The organism is Winogradskyella sp. (genome assembly GCF_013213975.1).
In the GTDB taxonomy this organism is placed as follows: Bacteria; Bacteroidota; Bacteroidia; order Flavobacteriales; family Flavobacteriaceae; genus Winogradskyella.
Genome location: NZ_JABSST010000146.1, coordinates 1 through 2,605, shown reverse-complemented (window position 1 = coordinate 2,605; position 2,605 = coordinate 1). Strand labels below are relative to the sequence as shown.

Genomic DNA, 2,605 nt, shown 5'->3' with positions numbered 1-2,605 from the left:
CATGCACGATATAAGTGTCGGCTACATACTCTGAGTATTTATCTGTATTGTCAGAATTCCAGAGATCTTCATAAAAGTTCAATGCAATTTGTTTGTTGATTTCTTCTTGAGATGTTGCGATTTGAGGTTCAATTCTGGCGTCTATTTGGGCAACGCTAAAGGACACCGAAATAAGTAAAACAAATACGATAAGATATTTTTTCATAATACTAAAATTTAGAAGGATTTATGTTCGTGTAGATTGAAATTCTGAAGGTATTTTATAGATATAGTAGGCGTTTATGAGGTATAGAATATTAATAAGAGGCGCTATGACTATAACTTGATTCCATGTTATCAATCCTATAAAAACGCTAGTAAATAGTAGGGTAGCACCTATTGAAAGTAGGATAGCAACATACCGAAGCCACGGTTGTAGTATATGAGCCTTTAGGTATAAAAGTGTTATGCCCAAAAAGAATATTACATTACCAAAAATAAAGGTGATTGTTGCTATTTGGTTTGCCATATTAGCCAGTTCAAAAGGGGTGTTTTCATATCCGCCTAACATAATAGGGTAGGTGAGTAAAACTATAAGTTGCCCTACCGAAATAATGGTCCAGCTCATACTTTTCCAATACATCATAAAATAAATCGCACCAATAAGCATTAGGGTCATTACTAAAAATTCGGCTTTCCAGTGGCCACCATACATGGCCCAATTGTCGTTTATATATTGAAATCGTTCTTCTAAATTTTTTGGTGCATTTTGTTGTAAGTAGATATAAATACCGATGACCACATTAATCATTAGGGAACTTAATATCCATAAGTTTTTAGCTGTTTTCATATTGAGTAGTAACCCATAATATGACATGAAACTAGCTATTACTGCAGGTGGCATCAATCACGTATCTCCCAAAAATTATCAGATATGTAACATGGCTTTTAAAGCCCTTTTAAATAAAGGGTTTTAACAGAAAATAAATAGCTTAATTAAGCGAATTGAACTGCGTTATGAAGAATATTTAGAAGGGTTTACACCAAATTTTTGGGTAAAGCATTGGGTAAAATAAGACACGCTATTAAAGCCACAGCTATATGCCACTTCAGATACGTTTAAATTATTGCCAGCCAGTAAATCTGCTGCGCGTTGTAATCTTACATCGCGTATAAATTCACTTGAAGAAAAATTAGTCAATGCTTTTAGCTTTCGGTGCAATTGCATGCGACTCATTCCTATCTCTTTTTGAAAACGTTCAACGGTAAATTCAGGATTAGCAATGTTGGCATCAACAAGCTCAAGTGCTTTTTTAAGGAATGCCTCTTCTTTAGATTGAATGGTGATTTTAGAAGGAGATAAGGTTAGTGTTTGCGCATATTTTTCTTGTAATTTTTGTCGTTGAGAAATCATATTCTCTACTCTTATAAATAGCTCTTCATTATCAAAAGGCTTTACCAAAAAGTCGTCAGCTCCTGTTTTTAAACTTTCTAATTTGGTGTCTCTATCGGCTTTTGCAGTCAACAAAATTACTGGTATATGACTTGTATTCTCATTATTCTTTACCGCTTCGTTTAATTGGATACCATCCATTTCTGGCATCATTAAATCTGTAATAATAAGATCTGGTACTGCTTTAATAGCAAGCTCTAAACCTTTTTTACCATTAATAGCATTAAGCACCTTGTAGTTGTCTTTAAGAAGGTTTGAAATATGTGCTCTTAAATCTGGATTGTCTTCAACCACCAGTATTTGGGTTTTAGATTCGTCTGTAGCTTCAACATTCGTATCAATAACTCGAGTTGCTCTTTGTCTTGGTTCAATCTTAGAGGTGGCTGAAGGTGATATTAAATATTCATTAGCATAAGAGGCTTTATCAAAAGGAAATTCAAAAGTAAACGTAGCGCCTTTGCCTTCTGCACTGTTTATGGTAATATCTCCTTTATGCAGTTGTGCTAATTCTTTGGCTAATGTTAAACCGACTCCTGTTCCGGCTGTATGAACTGTATTGCTTTTACTTTGGTAAAACCGATTAAAAAGTTGTTTCTGATCTTCTTCGGAAATGCCTTTTCCAGTATCGCTTACCGCAATAGCTAATCTTGTGCCTTGTTGTTTTGCAGTAATGGCAACTTCGCCTTCTGTTGAGGTGAATTTAAAAGCATTTGACAATAAGTTATTGATGATTTTTTGCACTTTATCACCATCAAAATAGGCAAGATCAGGGACTTCATTTAATTCGGTAATCAGACGAATATTCTGGGCATAGGCAAGTGACTCAAAGGAGGCGCAAATCACATGGAGAAACTTGTTAAGATTGTCTTCCGAGATAACCAATTCTAAACTACCAGCTTCTAGTTTAGACAGTTCTAATAATTGGTTGGTAAGATCGGTAAGTCGTGTTGCATTTTGTTGAATGATATCTAAACTGTCAAGTGCATCTTTGTTTAATTCTTCTTTTTTAAGTTGTTGTAGTGGACTTAATATTAAGGTCAAAGGGGTACGAAATTCGTGTGAAATGTTGGTGAAGAAATTCGTTTTTACCTCATCTAATTCTTTAAGCTTTGCGTTAGCTTTATTTTTTAATTGATACCTGTTATAAATCACAGCTATTAATAGTGCCAGTAA

The 2,605-nt window shown here is 34.4% G+C and carries 3 protein-coding genes; all 3 read right to left on the bottom strand.

From position 1 onward, the window contains the following. On the bottom strand, positions 1-205 hold a 205-nt coding region (locus HRU49_RS14415; protein WP_296358388.1), incomplete at its 3' end, for a hypothetical protein. A gap of 21 nt (positions 206-226) precedes the next feature. Further along, positions 227-829: a hypothetical protein gene (locus tag HRU49_RS14410; RefSeq protein WP_296358386.1), complete on the bottom strand. Its 603-nt coding sequence runs from the start codon at positions 827-829 to the stop codon at positions 227-229. A gap of 165 nt (positions 830-994) precedes the next feature. After that, a partial coding sequence (locus HRU49_RS14405; protein ID WP_296358384.1) for an ATP-binding protein occupies positions 995-2,605 on the bottom strand: 1,611 nt, incomplete at its 5' end.